This is a genomic window from Planococcus maritimus (assembly GCF_001687625.2).
In the GTDB taxonomy this organism is placed as follows: domain Bacteria; phylum Bacillota; class Bacilli; order Bacillales_A; family Planococcaceae; genus Planococcus; species Planococcus maritimus.
The window spans coordinates 633,401-654,453 of sequence record NZ_CP016538.2; the positions used below are offsets into that span (position 1 = coordinate 633,401).

General features: G+C 42.0%; 21 protein-coding genes. 14 read left to right on the plus strand and 7 right to left on the minus strand.

Annotated features, from left to right (window positions below):
* Positions 1 to 35 precede the first annotated feature (35 nt).
* Complete coding sequence (locus tag BBI11_RS03305) at positions 36 to 326, minus strand: hypothetical protein (protein ID WP_068460602.1); 291 nt, start codon at positions 324 to 326, stop codon at positions 36 to 38.
* Positions 327 to 505: 179 nt separating this feature from the next.
* On the opposite strand from BBI11_RS03305, the gene BBI11_RS03310 reads away from it, so the two are divergent.
* The 3 genes from BBI11_RS03310 (at position 506) to BBI11_RS03325 (ending at position 2,648) form a co-directional block, all read left to right on the plus strand.
* On the plus strand, positions 506 to 730 hold the full coding sequence (locus tag BBI11_RS03310) for a hypothetical protein (protein WP_068460604.1): 225 nt from the start codon (positions 506 to 508) through the stop codon (positions 728 to 730).
* Positions 723 to 929 (plus strand): DUF2061 domain-containing protein, encoded by a 207-nt coding sequence (locus BBI11_RS03315; RefSeq protein ID WP_068460606.1) that lies wholly within the window; start codon positions 723 to 725, stop codon positions 927 to 929. Before BBI11_RS03310 ends, BBI11_RS03315 begins: the two co-directional genes overlap by 8 nt.
* Before the next feature lie 429 nt (positions 930 to 1,358).
* Entirely contained in the window at positions 1,359 to 2,648 is a 1,290-nt protein-coding gene (locus tag BBI11_RS03325) for a M48 family metallopeptidase (RefSeq protein ID WP_068460609.1), read from the plus strand.
* A gap of 27 nt (positions 2,649 to 2,675) precedes the next feature.
* Here the strand turns inward: BBI11_RS03325 and BBI11_RS03330 are convergent, their stop codons facing one another.
* Positions 2,676 to 2,942, minus strand: coding sequence for a hypothetical protein (locus BBI11_RS03330; protein ID WP_068460611.1), 267 nt, complete (start codon positions 2,940 to 2,942; stop codon positions 2,676 to 2,678).
* 190 nt (positions 2,943 to 3,132) lie between these two features.
* On the opposite strand from BBI11_RS03330, the gene BBI11_RS16300 reads away from it, so the two are divergent.
* Positions 3,133 to 3,291 carry a hypothetical protein gene (locus BBI11_RS16300; protein WP_156889029.1) on the plus strand — a complete coding sequence of 53 codons (159 nt, stop codon included), beginning with the start codon at positions 3,133 to 3,135 and terminating at the stop codon, positions 3,289 to 3,291.
* A gap of 77 nt (positions 3,292 to 3,368) precedes the next feature.
* Here the strand turns inward: BBI11_RS16300 and BBI11_RS03335 are convergent, their stop codons facing one another.
* Positions 3,369 to 3,734 (minus strand): hypothetical protein, encoded by a 366-nt coding sequence (locus BBI11_RS03335; protein ID WP_068460614.1) that lies wholly within the window; start codon positions 3,732 to 3,734, stop codon positions 3,369 to 3,371.
* A 344-nt stretch (positions 3,735 to 4,078) separates the two neighbouring features.
* Here BBI11_RS03335 and BBI11_RS03340 point away from each other — a divergent pair, with 344 nt between their 5' ends.
* From BBI11_RS03340 to BBI11_RS03360, 5 genes are all read left to right on the plus strand, one after another.
* Positions 4,079 to 5,695, plus strand: a complete 1,617-nt coding sequence (locus BBI11_RS03340; RefSeq protein ID WP_068460616.1) for a DUF2075 domain-containing protein — start codon at positions 4,079 to 4,081, stop codon at positions 5,693 to 5,695.
* 295 nt (positions 5,696 to 5,990) lie between these two features.
* A complete protein-coding gene (locus BBI11_RS03345; protein ID WP_208597168.1) occupies positions 5,991 to 7,463 on the plus strand; it encodes a hypothetical protein in 1,473 nt (490 codons plus the stop codon).
* Between the two features lie 115 nt (positions 7,464 to 7,578).
* Positions 7,579 to 8,382 (plus strand): hypothetical protein, encoded by an 804-nt coding sequence (locus BBI11_RS03350; RefSeq protein WP_068460618.1) that lies wholly within the window; start codon positions 7,579 to 7,581, stop codon positions 8,380 to 8,382.
* Positions 8,383 to 9,296: 914 nt separating this feature from the next.
* Positions 9,297 to 10,295 carry a hypothetical protein gene (locus tag BBI11_RS03355; RefSeq protein WP_068460620.1) on the plus strand — a complete coding sequence of 333 codons (999 nt, stop codon included), beginning with the start codon at positions 9,297 to 9,299 and terminating at the stop codon, positions 10,293 to 10,295.
* Entirely contained in the window at positions 10,295 to 10,795 is a 501-nt protein-coding gene (locus BBI11_RS03360; RefSeq protein WP_068460621.1) for a hypothetical protein, read from the plus strand. The genes BBI11_RS03355 and BBI11_RS03360 overlap by 1 nt, the downstream gene beginning before the upstream one ends.
* 212 nt (positions 10,796 to 11,007) lie before the next feature.
* Here the strand turns inward: BBI11_RS03360 and BBI11_RS16435 are convergent, their stop codons facing one another.
* Positions 11,008 to 11,265, minus strand: a complete 258-nt coding sequence (locus BBI11_RS16435; protein WP_068460623.1) for a hypothetical protein — start codon at positions 11,263 to 11,265, stop codon at positions 11,008 to 11,010.
* A 314-nt stretch (positions 11,266 to 11,579) separates the two neighbouring features.
* On the minus strand, positions 11,580 to 12,710 hold the full coding sequence (gene yfkAB, locus BBI11_RS03370) for a radical SAM/CxCxxxxC motif protein YfkAB (RefSeq protein ID WP_068460626.1): 1,131 nt from the start codon (positions 12,708 to 12,710) through the stop codon (positions 11,580 to 11,582).
* 222 nt (positions 12,711 to 12,932) lie between these two features.
* Between yfkAB and BBI11_RS03375 the strand changes: the two genes are divergently transcribed.
* The 3 genes from BBI11_RS03375 (at position 12,933) to BBI11_RS03385 (ending at position 15,838) form a co-directional block, all read left to right on the plus strand.
* The gene (locus BBI11_RS03375; RefSeq protein ID WP_068460628.1) at positions 12,933 to 13,259 is read left to right on the plus strand and encodes a hypothetical protein; all 327 of its coding nucleotides are present in this window, start codon (positions 12,933 to 12,935) and stop codon (positions 13,257 to 13,259) included.
* A 383-nt stretch (positions 13,260 to 13,642) separates the two neighbouring features.
* A complete protein-coding gene (locus BBI11_RS03380) occupies positions 13,643 to 14,950 on the plus strand; it encodes a PQQ-dependent sugar dehydrogenase (RefSeq protein ID WP_237150313.1) in 1,308 nt (435 codons plus the stop codon).
* Positions 14,951 to 15,280: 330 nt separating this feature from the next.
* Positions 15,281 to 15,838, plus strand: a complete 558-nt coding sequence (locus BBI11_RS03385; RefSeq protein ID WP_068460632.1) for a hypothetical protein — start codon at positions 15,281 to 15,283, stop codon at positions 15,836 to 15,838.
* A gap of 94 nt (positions 15,839 to 15,932) precedes the next feature.
* On the opposite strand, the gene BBI11_RS03390 is transcribed toward BBI11_RS03385, so the two are convergent.
* Entirely contained in the window at positions 15,933 to 17,462 is a 1,530-nt protein-coding gene (locus tag BBI11_RS03390; protein ID WP_068460634.1) for an FAD-dependent monooxygenase, read from the minus strand.
* A gap of 262 nt (positions 17,463 to 17,724) precedes the next feature.
* Positions 17,725 to 18,624, minus strand: coding sequence for an oxidoreductase (locus BBI11_RS03395; protein ID WP_083388993.1), 900 nt, complete (start codon positions 18,622 to 18,624; stop codon positions 17,725 to 17,727).
* 299 nt (positions 18,625 to 18,923) lie between these two features.
* On the opposite strand from BBI11_RS03395, the gene BBI11_RS03400 reads away from it, so the two are divergent.
* Positions 18,924 to 20,243, plus strand: a complete 1,320-nt coding sequence (locus BBI11_RS03400; protein ID WP_068460636.1) for a short-chain fatty acid transporter — start codon at positions 18,924 to 18,926, stop codon at positions 20,241 to 20,243.
* A 148-nt stretch (positions 20,244 to 20,391) separates the two neighbouring features.
* The gene (locus tag BBI11_RS03405; protein WP_068460638.1) at positions 20,392 to 20,847 is read left to right on the plus strand and encodes a hypothetical protein; all 456 of its coding nucleotides are present in this window, start codon (positions 20,392 to 20,394) and stop codon (positions 20,845 to 20,847) included.
* The last annotated feature ends 206 nt before the right edge of the window (positions 20,848 to 21,053 follow it).

Sequence of the window (21,053 nt, forward strand, 5' to 3'; positions counted from 1 at the left end):
GCCAGCTGGCGGAGCGCTTTTTTTTGTATGGAGACTTAAATTCTGCGAACAGCGTCTTTCTTACGAAAAATGCCCATCAATAAAATGATCAAACCGACGATAAACGTGCTTGGATATAGTATGGCGAGCATCGCCACTGCAGCCCAGCCGCTTTGTTCATAATGCGCATAACCCATACTGACGAGCCAAGAAAACAGCGGGCAAATGACGAACATCGTTGTGACGCCCCAAATGATGTATTTGCCTTTGCGCGAATAGCCCTTGCCAAGCTGATAAGCGAGAAGCAGCGAGACAAGCAAGATGCCACTGGCGGCAAGATATTCCATATCGAATAGCCTCCTTATGGTGGATGCCAATCTGAGATGAGGTTCTGTTTAGTTGAATTCATTTTAACACAAATTCCCAATTGTTGAAATTCTGCTTGAATATCATTCCGCTATCTTATTGGAAAGGTTTCCAAGTATTCCCTGAGGGTAACAGGAGAATAGAGCTGGGAGGAGAAAAAATGAACAATCGATTAAAACATGCTTTATGGGTGATCCCCACTTATGGCGTAATTGCCTTTATTATTGGTTACATTGTAGAAGGAGAACCTGTTTGGAATCTGGTCATCAGTTCCGCCCTTGGTGGATTTCTTATTTCTGTATTTGTTTTACCTCGTACGGAAAAGAAACGCCTAGAGAAAGACAAGAAGTCACAAACCAGCTTGGAGGATAACCGGAATGATTAACCTTGCAGTAAAGGCGATTTCATGGGCAGTGGTATACGGCGCTATCGCGTTTTTTGTCAGCTACATACTCGGTGGCGATCCGGGCTGGGTCTTCTTTATCGGTTCTTTGATAGCCGGATTCATCGTGTACAGTGTGCTGCGCCCAACCGTCCAGAACAAGCGCCACAAGAAACAACAGAGAATGGGTGAACGAATTTGAGCTGGCCTGAAATTAAAGAACATCTGACAGAGCCGATCTTTTCAAAGAAAAAAGACCCGATGCTCTTTTTCCCCTTAGTATTTCTCTTCACTTGGCTCGGGACAGTCGTTTACCAAAGAACCGGCATTTCTTATGCTGAATACATATTGTGGCTAATTCCGATCGCCCTCTTTTTTTCTTTCTTATACATTTTATTGATTATCTGGCTGAAAAAGAAACGAGCGAAAAACAAATAATGATCTATCCGAAAAGCGTCGATCGCTACTAGATCGGCGTTTTCATTATGGATTCTAATTGAACAGGCAGGCTGATTGAACTGGCTTATGTCCATGATAAAAATAATTTATCCCACACCCCAAAAAACTATTCTCCAAATGAGCAGTAAGTGCTATTATATGTAAGATATTCCAAATGGAAAGGGAGAAAATGATGAGCAGGACGAACATTCAATCAGATAGAGAGAGTATTTATTTTATTTTAAGTGTGATATTTAGTGTGTTGATTTATGTATTAGCGGCCGTATCGATTATCGGAATCGGTATCGCCTTGACGGTTTTTGCGTTTTTACTATTTGCCAATGCGGTCATGCTTGGGTCGATCCGCGGCAACGGCGTGCGGATCCACGAACGCCAATTCCCGGATGTCTACGAACGCGTGCAAACCTTGTCTGCGCAAATGGAACTCAGCAAAGTCCCAGACGTTTTCGTTATTCAATCCGAAGGCGCACTCAACGCGTTTGCCACACGTTTCTTCGGACGCGATATGGTCGTCTTGTACTCGGAAGTGTTTGAACTGGCGCGCGAACAAGGTCAGGCAGAACTGGACTTTATCATCGCCCACGAACTGACTCACATAAAACGCCGCCACGTCTGGAAAAACTTATTGATCTTGCCGGCCGGGTTCATCCCGTTCCTCAGCACAGCATACAGCCGCTCTTGTGAATATACATGTGACCGCCAAGCCGCTTTTGAAATCCAAGATGCCGCTGCCGCGAAACGCGCATTGACGCTGCTCGGCATCGGCAAGAAAGCATACTTGGAAGTAAACGAAGACGCCTACCGCGAACAAATCGCAACAGAATCCAATGCCATCGTCTGGTTGAGCGAAGTGCTCTCGACGCACCCACGTCTGCCAAAACGCATCCAGTCGATTGATCATTTCAACAAGGCTGACGTCATCTTCTATCAGCCAAAACACGGGCGCATCGCTCTTGGTGCTATCGCTGTTGCTGTAGTCATGAGCTTGGCGTATGCCGGCGTCGTTGGCATATTCACCACCACCGCAGCACTCGCTGTACCAACGTTTATGGCCATGGATGATGCGTTTTACGATGAAATGTATACCGTCGAAGGGGAGACGCCACTGATGGCCGCTGCCGCAGAGGGCGATTTAGCTGGAGTCGAGCAAGCACTCGCTGACGGCGAGGACGTTCACGCGAAAGACGCGGAAGGCTCTGACGCCTTGATGTACGCCATTTACTGGGGCGATCCGGACGTCATCCAAACATTGCTCGATGCAGGGGCTGATGTGAATACCTCCGATAACTACACGACACCTTTAGCCATTGCTGTCCTGTATGAAGACTATGAAAGCGCCAAACTGCTTATCGAAAACGGCGCAGACCCGACACTTGAAGGCCCCGACGGCTTGAGCGCTATTGATGAAATGGGCGCAGATTCCGAAGAAGAGTTCATGGAAAGGCTCGAACAAGGCTATTAATAAATCCCACAAAACAAGCGTCGATCGCTAACAGATCGACGCTTGTTTCATTGTTACGCTACCATCATCCCCATCAACATGATAGATGCCCCATTCGCAATTCCCCTCGTTTTCCCACTCCACCGCGTAACGCCCAAAACGATAGTCGATGGAAATCACTTCAGCTGTCCCGAAGGAATTGGTATGCAGCTGTTCAATGATCGCGACGGCTTCGGCTTCAGTAATTTCAGGTGCTTCTATACAGCCAACTAGCAACACACTTAAAAGCATGATGAACAAACTCAAACGTTTCATAAAGCCACCCCTTTGAAAGCTAGACGGGTATTCTTAAACAAAAGTTACTGGAATTTCAGCTGAATAGGTTATGTGCCTTTGATGAGCGGGTAATCACCTTGTAACACCCATTTATTTGGTAATTAAAACAGCCACGGCGAACCAAAAATAAAACAGACCCTCAAAACCCAACAAGAAAGGACTGGTAGAAATGAAAAAATTCGCAGCCATCCTCTTCGCAAGCGGCTTGGCATTGTCCGCATGCTCAAGCGACAGCGAACCGGAAACAGAACCACTCGAAGAAAACGACGGCGCCGATGATACGATGACTGAGACAGAAGATGGTGAAGGGGAAGAAGAGGAAGATTAATAGAGTCCAAATATGAATATACGACATTCAAAAAAGCTCGCAGCAAATGCGAGCTTTTTTGCGTTCATAGAAATAAATTATTCCTCATCGAACAACCCGTTATCAGCTATCTCATCTGAATCGATAGCCAAAATCCGTGCATAAGCTTTTTCCCCAACAACTTCTCTTAACGGCACCAATATTTCAGGAGCGGCATCTAGCTCCGAAACGCGATTGGTGATTTCAAGCTTCAAACAAAGTTTCCGATAATACTCGAGCTCCTTGTGCAACCTTTCATATTCTTTGAAATCTAACAGCACAGAATCAATCCGATCATGAACGGAAAGGTACTGTGGCTTTTCTTTAGCTGCCTTTCTCAAGTCGGAAAAATTCTTCACAGCCTTAGAGACAGGTGTGATTTGGTCGGAAGTAATAAAAGGTTTGTGTCCCAATTCTGAAAGCACTCGAATCAACTCCTTATCATCCCTTTGTTTAAATATGATCTCAAGCTAATAATCTGTCAATAATTGTAGCAATATTGCAAAAAGTATCCTCAAATTAGCCATATAATGTTAAACTGAGATTTAATAAGATACAGGATTTTACAACTAGATTAGATAAGGATCAGCCGCAAAGTTAGCTATAACAAAAATCCCTCCAAGTGCATCAACGGTGAAATAGAACACAGCTATTATCGACTGGGCCGAAGTGCATAAGCCCTTACTTGTTCTTTCCGACGTTGGCTATCTAATCCCTACCCAGAATAAATTGAAACACATTAATCGCAGCAAAGAGAGGCTACATAATCATGGGGATAACAAAACTGAAAACCTGGGACTTTAATAAATCCACATTGGAAAGTATCAAGAACGATACTTACTTTGACTATCCAGTGGTTTACTTTCTCAACAACAATACAACGGTCTATATCGGCGAAACGGTAGCTTTTAAAAATCGCATGAAGGCTCATTTGAATAATATCGAGCGAAAGAAATTAGAGAAAATGACCCTCATCATCCATGAACAATTTCACCGGTCGGCTACATACAATATTGAAACGAAACTCATCAATTATTTCTTAGGCGACGATCGCTACAAGCTGCAGAACAAGAGCCAGACGGCGCAAAGCGTCACGCATAACTACCATAACAAGGAATTCTACGATAAAGAAATTTTCAATGACATATGGAATGAACTATTGAATAGGAGAATGGTAAATAACCCTGCTCACGTCATTGAAAACAGAGACATCTTCAAGCTTTCTCCTTTTAAAGAGCTGACGATGACGCAGCTCGAGCTTAAGACCAAAATTATAGAAGTGTGCGAAGAGCATATTCACGACGAGGAAACCTTTGTATTCATGGTGAAGGGCGAAGCCGGAGTAGGAAAGAGCGTAGTCCTCAGTTCCGTATTCAATAGCATCCAGGAGCTGGCGGCCGACAAAAATTCCAATCTCCATCAGACGAAGAATTACTTGCTCGTCAATCATTCAGAAATGCTGAAAACGTATAAAAACATCGCTGCCAATGTAAAGTTCCTTAAAAAGAATAACTTTGATAAGCCGACAAGTTTCATTAACAAACAAAAGAAAGCGGCAGAAAAGGCGGACATTGTGTTGGTCGATGAAGCGCATTTATTGCTGAGCAGAGTGGATGCTTTCAATGGATTCAATGAAGACAATCAATTGGAAGAAATCATTAAGCACAGCAAAGTCGTCATCGTCGTCTACGACGAAAAACAAGTCTTAAAGCTGAAAAGCTATTGGGACGAGGAGCGACTGAAGAGTGTCGTGCCAGACCATCAAACGGAAGCGCCTTATATTCTAAAAGAACAATTCCGCATGAATGCTGGAGACGACGTGATCGACTGGATCGATAATTTTGTAGAGAAGCGAATTCTGAAGTTACCAAGAGATAAACAATATGATTTTCAAATATTCGATTCTGCCAAAGAAATGCACGATGCCATAGTGGAGAAAGATAATATTTATGGACTCTCAAGAGTGGTCTCGACATTCGATTATGAACATAAGAAGGATGGCGAGCAGTACTACATTAGAGAAGATAGTCTCGAAATTCCCTGGAATTCAACCTATGCCAAAAAAACATGGGCAGAAGAGCGAGATACAATTAAAGAAGCGGGCTCCATCTATACGATTCAAGGCTTCGATCTGAATTATGTAGGAGTTATATTGGGGCCATCAGTTACTTATGACGAGCAAAATGATTGCCTGAAGATTGTTACAGAGAAATATAGTGACACTGAGGCATTCAGAGGAAAAGAAGGTATTGCGAATGTTGAAAAGGCGAAAGAACAGATCATATTGAATTCAATTAATGTGTTGATGAAAAGGGGAATAAAAGGGCTTTATGTTTTTGCGAGTGATGAAAAGTTAAGGGAGCGTTTTTTAAATATTATGATGTGAGAAATTTATATCGAATATATATTAAGAAGGAATCAAATGGCGAAAATTTATGACGCTTTATATAAAACTGCTATCCATGAACCAATAGTTGTGTTAATGAGCCTCATACAAAAAAATGTTGTGAAAAATATAGATGAAACTTTTATTCTTCAATACCTGGTAGTTTCGAAATAGTAACGTTATATAATATGTGCATGAATAAAATAACATTTTGGAGCATCCCATGGAGCAATACAAGGTAATAATTATATTTAGTAAGTATGAAAAAATATGTGAATTAGTAGGAGGAATTTAATTGTCTAGAGATTTAGTTGAGGTAGAATATAATAATTATCCGAAGATAGATATAATAAAAGAGGGAGCCTCAGTTCAATCAATTGACACTTCTGTAGCAGCACTAAATCAACCTTTAGCAGATATGTTGAATTATATTGGTCTGCCTACTGAGAATGTTCTTGTTCCAATCGAAGAAAGAAGAAAGGTTATTTATTCTTTACAATCAACTTTAGAAATTTTACCGATAGATAATAGAGATAAAGCATTTTATCTTTCAAAGTTTACAGTAGCAGTGACTGTTGGTTTATTTGATGGAGCTCTGAACTTTCTATGGAATGAGACTGTAAAAGCTATTAGAGAAATGGTTTCTAAATTTGATTTACAACACTTTTTTATGATTGCCGGGACAATATCTAATAAATACAAAGGACTACATTCTCAAGAAGATTTTGAAGCGGTTTCTGAACACGATCTATTAGAAATATGTAGACGTATTGGATTATTAAATGATATTAATTTTAAGCGGTTGGAACATGTAAATTATCTTCGTAATCATGCTAGTTCTGCGCATCCTAATCAGAATGAAATTACAGGTATTGAGATGTTAGGGTTACTTGAAACTTGTTTGAAACATGCTATTACAGCCGAACCGGATCATTCAGTTATCCAAATAAAAGTTTTACTGGACAATATTAGAAAAAACGTTATTCCTACCGAAGATTTTGTGATTATTGCTAGCGATATGCAAAAACAACCTCAAGAAAGAATTGATGATTTTGTTTTGTCAATTCATGGACTTTTCTGTGATGAAAGACAAAGTCAACTAGTTAGGGACAATATTGAAGGTCTAGCTCCTATCATCTGGGATTTTTCTACAGAGGACACTAAATATCAAATCGGAGCAAAATTTGGCTTATATAGAAAAAATGCTGAAACTGTGAAAAAAGAGTTAACTCAATCCTTTTTAGAGACAGTAAAGGGGATGAAATATAAAGATGAAGATAGTTTGGTTGCAGAACTAATAGAAAAACTCCAAACACTAAGATCAGTTCATTATGATTGGAATAATTTTTATAATGAAAGTATTCATGCAAAGTCAATTTCTGAGTCCTTACCTCTTTCTGGTATACCTATTGCAACGAGAAAACTATTTGTTAAAACAATTGTAGTATGTCTCGTTGGTAATGGTCAGGGGTATAGAAAGGGGGTAGATGAGCGAGCACTTCCATATTATTTGAAATTTGTTGAAATGTTTTCGGTTAAAGAAATCGTAGAATTTTTAAAGGCTTTTGACGATAAAGAATTTGTCTCTGATTTTGATAAAGAAACACCCGATAAAAGGTTAAGAGAATTGATTAAACATTTTAAAACCAAAACTACAGAAACACATATTAATTCGGCTTTAGATTTTATGTATGATTTTCCTGCTAGAAGACTTGATAAAGTTTCTTCGGATAGTAGTTATAAAGAAATCTTAAAACATATTAAGTAACTATAGTTGTACCCTAAAGAAGTGAAATAAAAGATTCAAAAGTTCTGTGAATTAATTAAGTGGAAGTGGTTTAAGCGTTGTTGTATAAAAAATTTAAAAAGAAAAGAGGTTAACAATGAAAAAGTGCTTCATTGTAACACCAATAGGAAATGAGAATTCTGAAGTTAGAAGATCGGCAGAAGGTCTAATTGATGCTTTAATAGAGCCTATCCTAACAGAACTAAATTTTGAGATCTTTGTAGCACATAGAATGAATGATGCAGGGTCAATCACGCAGCAACTGTTAAAGCACATTTTAGAAGATGATTTGGTTATTGTTAATCTTACTGGTTTAAACCCGAACGTTATGTATGAGTTAGCTGTCAGACATGCTATCCGAAAGCCTATTGTACAGTTATGCGAATTTGGAACTGTATTACCTTTTGACATTACTGATCAAAGAACAATTTTTTACAAAAATGACATGATGGGAATTGTAGAAATTAAAGACAAACTGCGTAATATGATAAAAGATGCTAATAAAGATGAGATTACTGATAATCCTATATATAGAGCTATAGAGAGTAATATGATACTTAAACAGGTTGAGACTGAGGATGCTCAAACATATATTATTCATAAACTAGAGCAATTAGACAACAAAATAAACACTATAACTAACACAGGTTTTCCTCGAATCAACAGAAAGAATGAGAATAAGCAAGTAGTGATACAAGGAACAGAAGAATTTAATGAAGAGAATATTAATAGATTAATTAGTGATATAATTCACGAATTCACGCCAAATGGTGTTAAGCATTCTTATGAAAAAGTTACAAAGAAATTAAGTTTAGAAATTATGAATCCGGTAAACTTCAGAACAATAATATTAGAGCAAATCTGTCATAAATATAATGTGATACTTCAAACTATAATTTAGAAGTTCAGATTGAAGACATTTACTTTGACGAAGTTTAAATTGTTCCGTTGCTAGAAAAGGATCGTTATAAAAGCTTGCGCTTATTTAATTTTCTTGAATGTGAGTCATTATTAGGTAAATTGAAATAACAAATAATAAATAATAAATAAGCTAAATTCTTAATTCCGAGCCCTTGCAGTTCTAAGTCTAAAACGACCCAAAAATAAAATTTCTCCCAAATTCTGCGTAATGTAGTCGCCATTACAAACAAACAGAAGGGAAAGCGTTATATACCTATTATCGGACGATATGCCTTCGGAAGCTGCTTACTCTCTTATGATTGCAGCCATCAGTGAGACCAATGCATTAAATCTACGATGTCTTGGTGGCGAAAGCCATTCAGAAAGGCTATATTACGGAAAAACCACTGGCGCTATTGACACCTCACATTTCGAAACTGACGAAAAGCCAACGCAGCTGCGAAAAATAAAAAGTAGTGTCCCAAAAAACTAGGACGAAAATCAAAAGAAGAACAGGCTGTCCAACAAGAAGCCCAAAAGACGCTTTACGAAAAAGAGATTGACTATCAATTGGATGTCTCTACCGAGACATTGGTGAATGAGGTGCCAGTGGCACCTAAATGGTGTATCAAGAAAAACAGTAACGGGAAAAATGCATTTTGGTTCGGTTACATTAACCACTTGGCTGTGACAACTAAGGGCCGGTATATTGTTAACCGCCCTATGAGTTCAGAGAACCTGAATGAAAGAAAAGCAGTCTTCGACCCCTGAAACGAATCCAGCAAACGATGACGGGGCTTTTCAAGCAGACATTCTGAACAATCAACATCATCAACTTTTGGACATTACAAAATAGTATTAACAACTAATTTAAATTAAAACGCTTTAATGAAGAGAAATAAGGGAGGTTATTTTGTGTTTGTTTATTATGCGAAATTTAATATCAATTCAAATGTTGAAGAGTTAAAAAAGGACAAAAGCAAACTTGAAAATATCTTAGGAGAACTAGCTCATGAACTAGATACTAAACCGCAAGAGTACGTGTTCGAAAATGAAATTTCCTACTATGTAAATCAAGATGAATTTGATGAAAATGGGAATGAAATAAAGAAAAAGATTTTAGAAATAGATACGTATCGATTTATCAATACAAAACGACTGAAAGAAGATCATGGAGATATTATAATAGGAGACTTAATGCGTGAAAAACCTGATACAATAAAAATTTATAACAATAAGACTCAAAAGATAGAAACCTCTGGTATTAGTCGAAGAGTATTTAGTACCACTTTTATATTTGATTTGCGAAGTGAGATAATTGCTTTTACTGAAAGACAGGGTATGGGGAAAAATCAATTTATCAAAGCTTTTGAAGAACTCACAAAAACTATATTAGAAGATAAAGCTATTAAAATAATTTTAAAACAAAACTCTGAGAATTTTGAGGAGCGGGTTAGAGAATTGACTCGTGTAAATCAAATAAATGTTGAAATAATCAGTCCTAATTTTGTTGATAAAGAATTAGATGAGATTGAAAAAGAAGCTAAAGAAATTGGCGAAAAGATGGATGAACAAAATATTACTAAGATGGAGTACTACATTGAGACAAGCGAAGAAAATAATAAAGGGATTGATCTAGAAGGAGAATATGCTAAAGAAGTGTTGCACAAGTTTAGTGTAATGGGTTTTTTAGGGTATTCAAAAGCTGTTATAACTGGATTTATTGGTAAACATGCTAAAACAGTTAAATCGGAAAAGGATACTCCATTAGTAACTTCGATTAGTTATGAAGACCGAGAGAACACTGAATATTTTAAGGACCATGTTTTAAATGCTATAACGGGAGAGGCGATAAAGCAGACTGTGAAAAATCAAAAAAATTCAACTAAAGTGCAAAAAAAGAGTGATTCTTAATGAATAAAAAACATATTTTGAACTATGAAAAAACTTGGTACATATTTATTTTTTCTGTATTTATAACTTTTTTTTTGGTGCAAATTGTCGTTACCGAAGCAGAACCAAATGAATCAGTAGATATATTTAAATCTATTCTTTCATTCTTGATGCCAGGAATATTAGCGATGTTGTCTATATATGTGAGTGGAATGGCGATAATGATAGGAACACTGAGAATTGAATTTATTAAAAATTTTAGCGAAGCTAATAAAAAAAATCTTAGAAGCGTAATAAATACATTTAGCTATGCTTCTAAAACCGCTGCCGTTTTATTTTCAATGATGTTAGTAGGATATTTGTTGTTGTCCATTAATCTACCTTTAGGACTTCCCACATATATAATAATTGTATCACTTTACGGTTTTATATTAATATATACTTTACTATTTTTAATTCAATTCACAGTTTATTTAGTAGGGATGATAATAAGAGTATACGAAATTAGTTTAATTGATTAATACGCTTGTTGTGTTAACTACATTTTAGAAGTTAGCAGTCCTGGGAAATGAAGAAATTCGGAATGCTGACAATTAACTATAATTCTAAGCGAAAAAAAGTAAGAGTCACGTGAATGTAAGATTCGCCGAACAAGAAAACTGATATTTATTCATTGAATAAAAAGCGATACCTTTGATTCAGATTTTATCTAATCAAATAGTGGGAAGTGAATTTAGAAAGTGTCATATCGAATAAACTCAAAACTAATAGGTATGGCTATTGAAGAAGGTTGGAAAAAACGATTTCCTCGTAGATCCGTTTCTCCAGCCTCTTTTACTATTCTTTCTTCACTCCTCTCCAAAAGCCACAATCTGAAATCCTCCAAATACATTTTCAACGCACGAAGCCATTTCTCATTAGTCGCAAGCGCCGCGTGGCCATCCGATCGAATCAAGTCCAGTGCGTCTTGCATGAATCCTGAGTCTTTCATCCATTCCCTTAATTGCCAAACACTACATTCCTTAAATGCCAGTAACAGACTGGGAGCGGGAAAGTCCCTGAGCTCAGGAGTCGCTTTGCCGTAGAAGTGAATTTGCAATCGACGGAGCGCAGTGGGGCGAAGTTATCGTCGTTTCCGGTTTCAATCCGCTAAAGCACATGCAAGTGTAAACTCTGTCGGTTTGTCTTTGCTCAAGCGACTGTTGCGATAATTGATATGGATTTGAGACAACGCTTTAAACACATTTCTTAAAACGCAAAAACCCGATCCGGTGAGAAGTTTTCACACCGGATCGGGTTTTTCATTTAAACAATAATTTTTGATTTTTGGATGGTGAAATCGATGTCCGGGTAGTAGGCGTCTTTCACCAACAAATTCGGTCCGAGGCATTTGGCAGCTGGGCAGTGGCAGGCGATCGTTTTGGCTAATGGCCGCTCCAGCCAGCGGTCAAGCATGGCCGGCAGTGAATCCTGCTGGATGTTGCCCATCGGGGGTGTATCGCCGAAATCGGTGACGATGACTTCACCGGTAAAGATATTCACATTGAGCCGTGAGCGGCCGTCCGGATCATTGCGAACGGTGACGTTTTTGCTTGAGTGGATGCGGTTCAGGAGTTGGATGTCTTCGTCGTTTTGGCTGCACGGGTAAAACGGTAAGGTGCCAAAGAGCATCCAGACATTTTCATCGCGGGCATCCAGTAATTCGTGGATCGCTGTTCTCGTTTCATCGAGCGACAGCACTTCCAATTGGCTGGCGAAATCGCTTGGGTACATCGGATGTACTTCGTGGCGCGCGCATTTCATTTCTTCAATGATTTGCTTATGTATGCTCTTCAAATGAGGCAGGGTCCGCTTGTTCAGCATCGTTTCTGCCGAGACCATGACGCCTGCTTCTGCCAGTGCGCGACTGTTGTCGATCATGCGTTGGAACTGTTCAGCCCGGCGTTCTCTGGATGGCTTGCGTTCCATATTGGCAAATCCGCCATCGACAAAATCATCGATGGTGCCCCAGTTATGGGAAATGTGCAGGACATCCAAATAAGGAGCGATCTCCATATAGCGGTCCAGCGGCATTGTCAGGTTTGAATTCATCTGGGTGCGGACGCCGCGTGCGTGGGCGTATTTCAGGAGGGGCAAGACATAATTGGCGACCGATTTTTTCGAAAACATCGGCTCTCCGCCCGTCAAACTGATGGTCCGCAAATGAAGGATTTCATCGAGGCGCGAAAAGAGCTGCTCGATCGGCAGTGCGTCCGGATCTTTGTGCTCAAGCATATAGCCGACCGCACAATGTTCACAGCGCATATTGCATAAATAAGTCGTGGTGAATTCGATGCTGGATAATGTCAGTTTCCCGTGGTCTTCGATATCCATATACGCTTCCCACGGATCGTATTGAGGGGTGATTTGTTTACGCGATGTTGCCTGGTTTTCCATATGTATCGTACTCCTATTCATTTTTTCGACACTTAAGTATGCGCTTTTCAGGTGGCTCACGCAATAGCTTGTTTAAGGCGTCATGCAGTAAATGGACGAGTTTTATTTCTTTTTTTATCACTTTATTAACTAAAAATTCTATTTTTTTGAGCTTTTTACTAGTAATCAAACGTTTGTTCTGGTATATTAAAAGCATACCACTATGGAATGAGGTGCGTTTCGATGGTGCTGGCAATCAAAGAAGTGAACGGATTCGAAAAAGGGATGGATTATACACGGGATCTTGAATTTTTGTCCTGCTTTCAAAACGACGAACACCGGGTCGTTTCTTTACTAGATAGTGAAGGCAATGTTTTCTATTGGACGACGACGGAAGATTCGCCCGAGTATCGAAATTTCCGCTTGAAATCGACCTATACATTTAAAGTGAGTTATATATCGACCATATTGGGCGCTTCCAACCCGAAGGTCATTATCGCCGAATTAAAGGACCTCTCAGCTAGACAACATATGCACGGCAAGGCCAAACGTTTTAAATTACATGCCTGATTCACATACATCATCGCCCTGTGTCAAAACTGATTCGTGGGCTGCAATTGCATGCAAAATAAGCCGTATCCAGAAACCTTAAGGGTTAATGGATGCGGCTTTTGTTTGTGATTTGACTATGGTGGATAGCCGGTTTCATACGCTAAAATCCTGAAAGCCTCCAGATACATATTCAACACGCATAGCCATTGCTTGTCCGTCGCAAGTGTCACGAATTCATTTAACCCGCAAAAATTAGTTTACTGGAATAGTTTGAAGGGAAAAGTATTAATATCAAGGCATTTTTAGTGACGGTATGAAATTCTGAACCAATTGTTGGTGTTGATTTCAATAAACTGAATTTGGAATAGATTCGGTTTAAAATTTTAGAAATGGGGAGGAACATGATGATGAAAATTACGTGGTCAAGAATGATGTTCGGCACCATGCTGATGTCTTCATTAGTTTTAGCAGCATGCGGCGATGATGAAGCTTCAAACGAAGAATCAACGAATGATTCGGATGCGCCAACAGAAGAAAGTGCTGGTGAAGGTACTGAAGAAAGCACGAATGAAAGTGCAGAAACTGAACCGAAAGTGACGGAGTTTGAACCGGCGTTCCCGGAACAAACGAGAGCTCCCGCAGTAGAAACGGAAACGGAACTCGATACAGAAGTGGTAGTTGAAGGTCTTGGCGTGTCTTGGGGCATGGAAGAGTTTGAGACAAACCGCATACTCGTGACGCAGCGAGATGCAGCGGAACTGCTGATTGTAAACCTTGAAGACGGTTCGGTTTCAGATCCAATCGAAGGGACACCGGAAGTGAATAACGAAGATCAAGGTGGTTTGCTGGATGTCACAGTGGCCCCTGATTTTGAGGAATCGCGGATGGTCTTTCTGACGTTTTCTCAGGATATTGAAGGCGGTACGGTAACGTCTGTCGGTAAAGGGATGTTGTCAGAAGATGAAACTTCACTCGAAGATTTTGAAGTGATCTTCCAAGCGACTCCAGCTTATGAAGGCACCTTGCACTATGGCGGGCGCATTATCTTTGACGATGAGGACAACCTGTTCCTAACGACGGGTGAGCGTTCAGATGTCGAAAGTCGCGATCGTGCACAAGAATTGGATGCTTACTTAGGTAAAGTCATTCACATTACACAAGACGGAGAACCAGTCGAGTCGAATCCATTTGTTGAAGATGAAGACGCACTCGATGGCATTTACAGCTACGGTCACCGCAATATTCAAGGTATCGACTATAACCCGGCAACAGGCGACTTATGGATTGTCGAATTCGGCCCGCAAGCTGGGGACGAATTGAATATCATCGAACCGGGCAATAACTATGGATGGCCAGTCGTTTCTTATGGCCTCGAATACTCTGGTGAATTTGTTAATGACGGCGTTTCAGAACATGAGGAGCAAGGCTTTGTGGAACCAAGATATTACTGGGACCCAACCAGTGCGCCAAGCGGCATGTCCTTCTATGACAACGACGCCATCCCTGAATGGGAAAACAATATGTTCATCGGTGGCTTAGCGCCGAACTATATTGTCCGTGTCGTTGTTGAAGACGATATGATCGTCGGAGAAGAACGTCTATTGACTGATGAAGTCGAACGTTTCCGCGACATTCTTGTCACAGAAGATGGCGCGCTTATTGCAAGTACTGATGGCGGTTCGATCTACCAGATCACTGCAGCAGAGTAAGTTGTCGGCGACAAGACTTAGTATAGTGTCATTCGCGTAAGGCGATCAGTAAATAGTAAAGAAGCAGGCTATCACGGAAGTTCGTGATGGCCTGCTTTTTTATTCTCTGTACAAATGAGAATAGTAAGGATTCTGACAGTACGCGGGAGAGCGCAAAGTATTTTGTGTAAACGAATTTATAGAGCAAGGTTTTACTTATTACACATCATTTTTGACGGTCTAGCAACCGCTAAAAACCACAAATAATATTAATGTTTACAATTATTAGAAAATTAGTTAAAGTTAAATAGAGTTGAATGTTCCATATACTGGTTTATGGAGTGAGCCGAATTGAAAAAGAAAATTATTCTACTTATTTTAAGCATTGCCCTATTCCTAACTTTAGTTATAAGTGTTAGCGGTTATGTGTATCCTTTTTCACCCATCGGCTACACAAAATCCGTCACCGTTCAGCATGGTTTTACGGATAAATACGATAGCAAATTTGAAGAAATAGAAAGTATGCTCAATAATGCAAATTCGGATGATATTTTTCTGGATCAAATAGAGCTTACTCTAGAGACAGTAGATTTAGACTGGTTACGGTCAAATGAAATGCAAAAAGTGGATCTAAATCAATTGCAAAAAATGGAATTGGAAGCTCATGATCAATACCAAGGAAATTTAGAATTATCGAGAGGGTATGAAAATATTGACGCGAAATCTTTGCAATACTTAAACGCATTAATAGATTTTTTTAAGAAAGTGGAAGATCAATTACAAAAAATTATATACCCTGAATTAAGCTCACGATCTAACATCGAAGAGAAAGTGTCTCATTTACCGTCAAACTATTACATGATCCTTGTTAACTTGGAACGTTTAATTGAAGAATACCAAAAAAATTAAAGGGCTTGTCATAATTATACACAACGATCTACACCACAAAATGCCACATCTGCAGCCATACTGCGGATGTGGCATTTTGATTTGTTCAGCTATCTTATTTCGCTCCAAACGCCTTAATTTCAAAAGCGTCCAGATACATATTCAATACGCGCAGCCATTGCCCATCGGTCGCAAGCGCCACGTGGCCATCCGGCCGAATCAAGTACATGGCGTCTTGCTTGAATCCGGCGTCTTTCATACTAGCTTCCCAAGGAAACTCATGGAGCTCAAGCGACTGCAATCGCGCAAATTCGGTGAGCTCAGGCTTTGCTTTGCCGTAGATATGGATTTGCCAATCGACCGAGCGCAACGCTGCGAAGTTATCGCCGTTTGCGGTTTCCACCCACGGCAAGCGCATGCCGGCGAACACTTTGCCGGCTTTGCCTTTACTGAGGAGGCTGCTTCGGTAATTGATATGGATTTGCGATAAGACCTTGAACGCATTTTTGGAAGGGAACGCAAATTTGAATACGGCCGGCAAGACGTACGGCACGGCATATTCTCGGAGTAGAGTGCCGGGCAATTTTTGATTGACGATGGTCTGGAATGCTTTGTCGGTCGTTGAGATCAAGCGGCGTGCGAAAGCGATGCGCTCTTGTTCGTAGGTGCCGAGTATTTTAGCGTCGGCTTTTTCCAAAACGACCGCCGCGAGTTTCCAGCCGAGGTTGATGGCGTCCCCGATGCCGGTGTTCATGCCTTGTCCGCCGGTCGGGCTGTGCAAATGGCCGGCGTCGCCGAGGATGAAAATATGCCCTTTGGCGAAGCGCTCGCTGACGCGGTTATGGACGCGGTAAGTGGAAAACCAATTGACCTTGGCCGCGCTTACGCGGATTTTATTCTCGATATAGTCGTTGACTTCGCTGTAGGCGACATCGGTGCGTTCGTTGAATTCTTCGGGCACGATGCCGAGGATTCGTTTCGTGTAGGCATTGCGGACGTTCATATAAAGCATGAAGCCGTCATCGTCCATGTACATGTCCATCTTTTCCATATCATCGACCGGCTTTGCGGTTTCGATATCGGCGACAAAGAACAATTGCTTGTAGGTGCCGCCGGGAAAGTCCAGTTCGAGTCCTTTTCGGACCATGCTTCCGGCGCCGTCGCATCCGCATAGATAGGCGAATTCGGCGGTTTCTTCTGAATGGCCTTGTTGCTGCAAGACAGTTTTCACACCTTGTCCTGAATCTTCAAATGACAGCAGGGACGTGTTCCATTCGACTTCGACGCCGATTTTGCTTAATTCGTCGACGAGAATTTTTTCGTGCTCGTCTTGCGGCAAACTTAAGATAAACGGAAACGGGCTGAGTCCTTTGCCGAGCTCATGGAATTTCAATTGGGCTCTCACTTTTAAGCCGTCGCTGACATCGAGCGACAAAATCGGATGCCCGCAGTTGATGTTGCGTTCGGCAAGTCCGAGTTGGTCGTATTGTTCCAATATGCGCGCATGGACAGCGAGTGCGCGGGAGGCGGTGCCGGTTCCTGCATTTCGGTCGATGATGCGAAATGGCACGCCTTGACGCGCCAGGCTATAGGCCAGAGCCAAGCCAGTGGGGCCTGCTCCGACGATTAAGATTTGTGGGTTCATAAGATAGACCTCCTAATGAGTATCACGCCTGTCGTTCGGTTCCGTTTTAAGTGTCTTCTGAAATTAATTGTGAAAAAATTTCTGGAGTAGAACAAAGCACGTGATACCGAACGAAAAAACCTTGTATAGCTACTATATCCTTAATGAAGGGGTTTCAAGCATCAGCGAATAAATTGAGTGCCAGAAAAGCGTATGCGGGGTTTCCCGGGGGAAGCCGCATACGCTCGCTTTTGTGTCTGGCATATGGTGAATTCGATAAGAGTTACTTGCTGAAGTTGAACGTCACGCCGGTCAGTTTTTCGGAAACGTCCCATAGTTTCTGGCGGACAGCCGCTTCATTCACTGCCGGGTCCGGTTGCTCTAAAGCAGGATAGCCTTTGCGTCGGCCTTTGCCGTCCGGCCCGATGTATTCGCCGCCGGTTAGGTCAGCTTCCGTTGCGGCATAGACAGTCGGGAGTGCGCCCATCGTCGCCGGCTGCAAATAGCGGTGCAGGAGCCCTTTGAAGATGCGAGGCATTTCGCGGTTGCCGATCTTAAATAAATTGGTCGCAGAAATCCCGGGATGGCACGCGAGGCTGAGCGTCGATACGCCGTGCTGCTTGAGCCGCTCATCGAGTTCTGTCGCAAACATTAAATTCGCCAATTTGCTTTGGCCGTAAAACTTCATCGCTTTATAACCGTTCGAGCCGTCAAGGTTGTCAAAGTAAATGGCGGAATTTCGGTGCGCCAAGCTGCTCAATGTCACTACACGCGAATTCTCCGTCTGGAGCAGCAAAGGCAAGAGCCGTCCCGTCAACGCAAAATGCCCAAGATGATTGCTGCCGAACTGCAGCTCAAAACCGTCTTTCGTCTTTGTATAAGGTGGCGTCATGACGCCGGCATTGTTAATCAGCAAATCGAGTGAGTCGAAGCGGCTAGTGAAGGTCTCTGCAAAAGCGCGTACGCTCTCCAAATCAGACAAGTCGAGCTGCATTACCTCGATCGTGGCTTCAGGAGATTCTTCGCGGATTTCTTGTTCCGCTGCTTGTCCTTTATCGAGATTGCGGACCGCCAAAATGATCCGTGCGCCTAGACGGGCGAACGATTTGGCCGTTTCCAATCCGAGTCCGCTATTGGCCCCCGTGATGATGGCCGTTTTTCCTGTTATTGTATTGTATTCCACAAGCTCAGCTCCTAGTGTTAGTTTCTCTCTATCTGTACCCTTGTGTCCCTGTGCACGAAACAATTCTAAACGATTCTGACAATACACGACAATTTATGGAACATTCATTTTATCTTCTCCCGGAGCGACCGTTCTGGGAGGTGTTTTTCTGTTTATGCAACTTTATAAATTGTGTATAAATTGTGTGGTGCACAGGGACAAAACCGTGCCCTCTTTTTTCCTGTTTCCCGCAGACGAACCGGCTTAAATAAGGTAGCATTGGAAGTGCAGTGAACATTTTGGCAAAGGGGAGATATGAATTGAAAGCGATTACACGTTTTTCGAACAACTTAATGGAGCGTTATTTACCTGATCCGTTTTTATTCGTCATTATTTTGACGGTTGTGGTTTTCGGTTTGGGCTTAGGCTTAACGGATTCATCGCCTGCGCAGATGGTGGCGTTCTGGGGTGAGGGCTTTTGGGCGCTTTTGGCGTTCTCGATGCAGATGGTGCTCGTGCTCGTCACGGGCTTTGTACTGGCGAGCAGCCCGATTTTTAAGAAAGGACTCGGTAAACTTGCGAGTTTTGCAAAGTCGCCAGGCAGTGCGATTTTGTGGGTGACGATTGTGTCGCTGGCGGCAAGCTGGATCAACTGGGGCTTCGGTTTGGTCATCGGAGCTTTGTTTGCGAAAGAATTGGCGAAGCGCGTCGACAATGTCGATTACCGCTTGTTGATTGCGAGTGCCTATTCCGGGTTTTTGATCTGGCACGCCGGCTTTTCAGGGTCGATTCCGTTATCGATCGCGACAGAAGGGCATCCGTTTGCTGATCGAATTGGCATCATTCCCACATCGGAAACGATTTTCTCCAGCTATAATTTGATTATCATTGCGGCTTTGGTCATTATCGTACCGCTATTGAACCGCATGATGATGCCGAAAAAAGAAGACACAGTCACAGTTGATCCTGCCGTTTTGGTCGACCCGCCGGTTGAAGAAGTTCCGTCAAAAGGGAACATGACCCCAGCGGAGCGATTGGAGAACAGCTGGATCTTGTCGATGGTGATCGGCGCACTAGGTATTGCATTTATCATTTATTATTTCGTCAACAACGGATTTGCGTTAACGCTCGACTTGGTCAACTTTATGTTCTTGTTCCTCGGCATCCTATTCCACGGGACGCCGCGCAAGTATTTGAGCGCGGTGCAGGAAGCGGTCAAAGGGGCAGGCGCCATCATCGTTCAGTTCCCGTTTTATGCAGGCATCATGGGCATGATGACAGCATCAGGACTCGCGGCGGTCATTTCAGAAGCCTTCGTCAGTGTTTCGACGGCGGAGACCTTCCCGTTATTCGCGTTCTTAAGCGCCGGTCTCGTGAACTTTTTCGTTCCTTCTGGTGGCGGCCAATGGGCGGTGCAAGCACCGATTATGCTCGAAGCAGCGGAAATGCTTGGCAGTGAACCGGCGAAAGTCGCCATGGCAGTTGCATGGGGCGATGCCTGGACGAATATGATCCAGCCGTTCTGGGCCTTGCCAGCGCTGGCCATCGCCGGTCTCAAAGCGAAAGACATCATGGGCTTTTGCGTCATCGTGTTGGTTGTGAGCGGTGTCGTAATTGGATTGGGCTTATTGTTCTTATAATGAAGAACGAGCGATCTTGTACGAGGCATAGAACATGCTTTGTACAAGGTCGTTTTTAATTTAAGGAAATGAAACAAAGAGCCACCTGGTGAACGTGATAGAATAATAGGCAAGTAGCTAGATGAATTGAAAGGGATGAGACAGCCAAATGAACAAAATGGTCGAACAAAAAATGAACGAAATGACAGATGTCTTTAACAGCTTGCCGAATTGCCGAGTGGAGACAAATGAAGAGGGACGGACCTTGATCCTGAGCGACACCCCAGTTCCGTGGAGTGATACAGTTGAGAAGCGTGACGCACAGTCAGAATATAAAATCGGATCCATCACACCCCATAAAGCAGCGCTCGGCCTATATATTGATGTCCCGCACAATCTATTGGACATTGACCGGGTGGAAGACATCATCGATCCTGAAATCACGTTGACGTATTTTGAGCCGGGTACGCAGACTTCTACTGCGAAAAGCTGGTGGCGCTTCCGGTCGGACGACAAATTCGACAGCATCCATATGGTTCTGAGAAAAACCGAGCTGGAATTGTATGATTTCACGAGAGACGACTGGGTCGCATTGATGGAAGAGATTGCGGCTGTTCATAAATAACACGTAGCTTAGTCATCTGGCTGAGCTTTTAAACACATACTAGATTTCCACACTTGCCGAACTAACTTGGCGGGTGTGGTTTTTTTGTTGTCCCGTATTCTGTGATGGCTAGGAAGGAATGTTGTATAAGGAATAAAGTAGATTTGCCCCTAATTGCTTCAATAGTTTTGGCAATAGTTGGCATCTTTCGTGGTGTTAAAAAGAAT

What these genes read in the sequence shown, in the direction of transcription:
- BBI11_RS03305 (WP_068460602.1), bottom strand. Translation starts at nt 326, where the DNA reads ATGGAATATCTTGCCGCCAGTGGCATCTTGCTTGTCTCGCTGCTTCTC.
- BBI11_RS03310 (WP_068460604.1), top strand. Translation starts at nt 506, where the DNA reads ATGAACAATCGATTAAAACATGCTTTATGGGTGATCCCCACTTATGGC.
- BBI11_RS03315 (WP_068460606.1), top strand. Translation starts at nt 723, where the DNA reads ATGATTAACCTTGCAGTAAAGGCGATTTCATGGGCAGTGGTATACGGC.
- BBI11_RS03325 (WP_068460609.1), top strand. Translation starts at nt 1,359, where the DNA reads ATGAGCAGGACGAACATTCAATCAGATAGAGAGAGTATTTATTTTATT.
- BBI11_RS03330 (WP_068460611.1), bottom strand. Translation starts at nt 2,942, where the DNA reads ATGAAACGTTTGAGTTTGTTCATCATGCTTTTAAGTGTGTTGCTAGTT.
- BBI11_RS16300 (WP_156889029.1), top strand. Translation starts at nt 3,133, where the DNA reads ATGAAAAAATTCGCAGCCATCCTCTTCGCAAGCGGCTTGGCATTGTCC.
- BBI11_RS03340 (WP_068460616.1), top strand. Translation starts at nt 4,079, where the DNA reads ATGGGGATAACAAAACTGAAAACCTGGGACTTTAATAAATCCACATTG.
- BBI11_RS03350 (WP_068460618.1), top strand. Translation starts at nt 7,579, where the DNA reads ATGAAAAAGTGCTTCATTGTAACACCAATAGGAAATGAGAATTCTGAA.
- BBI11_RS03360 (WP_068460621.1), top strand. Translation starts at nt 10,295, where the DNA reads ATGAATAAAAAACATATTTTGAACTATGAAAAAACTTGGTACATATTT.
- BBI11_RS16435 (WP_068460623.1), bottom strand. Translation starts at nt 11,265, where the DNA reads ATGAAAGACTCAGGATTCATGCAAGACGCACTGGACTTGATTCGATCG.
- yfkAB (WP_068460626.1), bottom strand. Translation starts at nt 12,710, where the DNA reads ATGGAAAACCAGGCAACATCGCGTAAACAAATCACCCCTCAATACGAT.
- BBI11_RS03375 (WP_068460628.1), top strand. Translation starts at nt 12,933, where the DNA reads ATGGTGCTGGCAATCAAAGAAGTGAACGGATTCGAAAAAGGGATGGAT.
- BBI11_RS03380 (WP_237150313.1), top strand. Translation starts at nt 13,643, where the DNA reads ATGATGATGAAAATTACGTGGTCAAGAATGATGTTCGGCACCATGCTG.
- BBI11_RS03390 (WP_068460634.1), bottom strand. Translation starts at nt 17,462, where the DNA reads ATGAACCCACAAATCTTAATCGTCGGAGCAGGCCCCACTGGCTTGGCT.
- BBI11_RS03405 (WP_068460638.1), top strand. Translation starts at nt 20,392, where the DNA reads ATGAACAAAATGGTCGAACAAAAAATGAACGAAATGACAGATGTCTTT.